3 protein-coding genes are annotated in these 3377 nt (G+C 72.2%); all 3 read right to left on the reverse strand.

All coding sequences use genetic code 11. The features are described from left to right. Positions 1 to 24 precede the first annotated feature (24 nt). Positions 25 to 828: an enoyl-CoA hydratase family protein gene (locus B4M60_RS12615; RefSeq protein WP_291084519.1), complete on the reverse strand. Its 804-nt coding sequence runs from the start codon at positions 826 to 828 to the stop codon at positions 25 to 27. Positions 829 to 838: 10 nt separating this feature from the next. After that, the gene (locus tag B4M60_RS12620) at positions 839 to 2020 is read right to left on the reverse strand and encodes an acyl-CoA dehydrogenase family protein (protein WP_291084522.1); all 1182 of its coding nucleotides are present in this window, start codon (positions 2018 to 2020) and stop codon (positions 839 to 841) included. A 5-nt stretch (positions 2021 to 2025) separates the two neighbouring features. Beyond that, a partial coding sequence (locus B4M60_RS12625) for a biotin/lipoyl-containing protein (RefSeq protein ID WP_291084525.1) occupies positions 2026 to 3377 on the reverse strand: 1352 nt, incomplete at its 5' end.

The following is a 3377-nucleotide window of genomic DNA, read 5'->3' on the forward strand; positions in this document are numbered from 1 at the left end:
AGATGTGTATAAGAGACAGTCACGCTACTCCGCGTCGGCCGCCCATGCGGGAGGTCGGCGCTCAAGAAAGGCGGTCATTCCCTCGGCCACCTCAGGGGTGGTGAACAGCCTGGCGGTGACGCCCGCCAGGGCGTCCCCACGGGCATCGAGCTCGGACAGCATCGGCGCCGCGAGCAGCGCCTTGTTCTCCGCCAGACCCTGCGGCGAGCAGGGCCGGAACGCGGCCACCAGCTCGTCGACGGCGGCTGCGACGTCGTCCACGGCCTCCGAGAGCAGGCCGATCCGCCGGGCGTGCGCGGAGTCGAACTTCTCCCCCGTCAGCAGGGCCCGTGCGAGGTCCCGGTCGTTCACCCGCGCCGCGAGCGGCGCCGAGATCATGGCCGCGGCCAGGCCGAGTCGGACCTCGGTCAGGGCGAACGTCGACGTGGGGCCGGCGACGGCGAAGTCGCAGGCGGCCACGAGGCCCATCCCGCCGGCGCGGACGTGGCCGTCGACGGCCGCGATCACGGGCTTGGGGTGCGAGATGATCGCGCGGAGCAGTCCCAGGAAGATCCGGGTCCGTCCCGCGGCCTGCTCCTCGGGGCTCTCCTGCCCCGCGGACGCCTCGGAGAGGTCCGCGCCGGCGCAGAACGTGCCGCCGGCGTGGCCGAGGACCACCACGCGGGCGGCGTCGTCCGCCGCCGCCCGCTCGAGCGCGTCGTGCAGCTGGTGGACGAGCGCGGTCGAGATGGCGTTGCGGTTGTGCTGCGAGTCGAGCGTCACGCGCGCGGCGCCACCGGAGACCTCGTAGCGCACCAACGGCTGGTCACCCGTCGTCTGATCGGTCATCCCGGTCACCTCAGTAGCTCTTCGGCAGCCCGAGCGAGTGCTGGGCCACGTAGTTGAGGATCATCTCCCGGCTGACCGGGGCGATGCGCGGGAGCCGCGACGCCGCGAGCATGCCCGCCAGGCCGTATTCCACGGACAGGCCGTTGCCGCCGAGGGTCTGGATGGCCTGGTCGACCGTTCGGGCGGAGACCTCGCCGGAGGCGTACTTGGCCATGTTGGCCGCCTCGGCCGCGAGATCGTCGAGGCCGGCGTCGACGAGCGCCGCGGCCTTGCGCATCATCAGCCGCGCCAGCTCGAGCTCGATCTTGCACTGCGCCAGCGGGTGCGCGACGCCCTGGTGGGCGCCGATCGGGGTCTTCCACACGGTGCGCTCGTTGGCGTACTTGGTGGCCCGGTCCATCGCGAACCGCGCGGTGCCGATCGCCATGCCGGAGGCCATGATCCGCTCGGGGTTGAGGCCCGCGAAGAGCATGAGGAGCGCCGTGTCGCCGTCGCCGATGAGCGCCTCGGCGGGCAACCGGATGTCGTCGAAGTACAGCTGGAACTGCCGCTCGGGCGTCCGCACCTCGGTGGGGATGTGGGTCTTGGTCAGGCCCGGGGCGTCGGTGGGGACCATGAACAGCGCCGGCTGGAGCTTGCCCGTGGTGGCGCCCTCGAGACGGGCCACCACGAGGATGGCGTCCGCCTGGTCCACGCCGGAGATGTAGGTCTTCTGCCCCTTGAGCAGGAAGTCCGAGCCGTCCCGGCGCGCGGTGGTGGAGATGGCGTGCGAGTTGGAGCCGGCGTCGGGCTCGGTGATCGCGAACGAGGTGATGATCTCGCCGGAGGCGAGGCCCGGCAGCCACTGCTTCTTCTGCTCATCGGTGCCGAAGCGGGAGATGATCGTGCCGTTGATCGCGGGCGAGACGACCATCATGAGCAGCCCGGCGCCGGCGGCGGAGAGCTCCTCCTCGACGATGGACAGCTCGGTCATGCCGGCCCCGCCGCCGCCGTACTCCTCGGGCAGGTTCACGCCGAGCAGTCCGAGCTTGCCGGCCTCGGTCCACAGCTCGTCGGTGGTCTCGCCGGCGTCGGACTTCTCGCGCATGTACTCGATGCCGTAGCGCGAGCCCAGGTCGTAGGCGACCTTGCGGAGCTGCTTCTGCTCATCGGTGTCGACGACGGGGTTGGGGATGTGGGAGATGTCGGTCATCGTGGTCACTCCTGGGGGGTGGTGTCGGTGTCGGTGTCGGCGTCGGGATCGGCGACGACGGCGAGGATGGTGCCGGTCTCGACCTGGGTCCCGACCTCGACGGGCAGCTCGGTGACGATGCCGTCGACGGCGGCGGAGATGGTGTGTTCCATCTTCATGGCCTCCATCCACAGCAGCGGCTGGCCGGCGGTGACGGTGTCCCCGACGGCGACCGCGATGCGGATGACCGCGCCCGGCATGGGCGCGAGCAGCGAACCGGCCGCGACCTCCGCCCCGGGATCGGTGTAGCGCGGGGGCTCGACGAGCGAGACCGGGCCGAGCGGGGAGTCGACCTCGACGACGGTGTCCGCGCCCACCACCTCGTAGCGGGCCACGGAGAAGGTGCGTCGCACCCCCCTGACCTCGAGGTCCACGGCGTCGGAGCGGACGTCCTCCACGGTGACGATCTCCGCGAGGTCGCCGTCGGCGTGGGCGCCCGAGCGGTCGCGGATGTAGGCCACCTCGAGCTCGTCATCGCCGAACCGGTAGGTCCGCTTCTGGAGCGTGTGCCCGACGTTGCGGAAACCGGCCTGCGCCAGCGCCACCGGTCCGGCGGCGTGGTCGGCGGTGCCGGACACGATCGCGGCGGCGAGGGCCGAGATCGCCGTGGCCTCGTCGTCGGCGAGCGGGGCGGCGAGCGCCTCGGCACCGTGGTCGTCGAGGAACGCGGTGGAGAGGTTCCCGGCGATGAACTCCGGGTGCCGCAGGACCCGCACCAACTGGGCGCGGTTGGTGGTGAGGCCGTGGACCTTCGCCCGGGACATGGCGCCGGCGAGCGAGGCGCAGGCCTCGTCGCGGGTGCGGCCGTAGGAGATGACCTTGGCCAGCATCGGGTCGTAGTGCACGCCGATCAGCGCGCCCTGGGCCCCGGGCTCGACGCCGCTGTCCAGGCGGATGCCCGGCCGGTGCGGGCCCTCGAAGTGCGAGGACACCCCGGGGACGTCGAGCGACCACAGCGTCCCGGAGCCCGGCGTGTAGTCGTTGGCCGGGTCCTCGGCGTAGAGGCGGGCCTCGAAGGACCACCCGCGGGTGGCCGGGGGCTCGGCGGACGGCAGCGGCAGGCCCGCGGCCACGTCGAGCTGGAGGGCGACCAGGTCCAGGCCGGTGGTGGCCTCGGTGACCGGGTGCTCCACCTGGAGGCGGGTGTTCATCTCGAGGAAGAAGAACTCGCCGTCGTCGGTCGCCAGGAACTCGACCGTGCCGGCACCGGTGTACCCGATCGCGGCCGCGGCGTCGCGAGCCGCCTTGTACAGCGCCTCCCGCATCCCCGGGGTCCGCTCGACGAGCGGGCTCGGGGCCTCCTCGATGACCTTCTGGT

The sequence above is a fragment of the Dietzia sp. UBA5065 genome (assembly GCA_002415925.1).
In the GTDB taxonomy this organism is placed as follows: domain Bacteria; phylum Actinomycetota; class Actinomycetes; order Mycobacteriales; family Mycobacteriaceae; genus Dietzia.

Excerpts from the sequence above, each read along its gene's own strand:
- B4M60_RS12620 (WP_291084522.1), bottom strand. The coding sequence starts at position 2,020 with ATGACCGACATCTCCCACATCCCCAACCCCGTCGTCGACACCGATGAG.
- B4M60_RS12615 (WP_291084519.1), bottom strand. The coding sequence starts at position 828 with ATGACCGATCAGACGACGGGTGACCAGCCGTTGGTGCGCTACGAGGTC.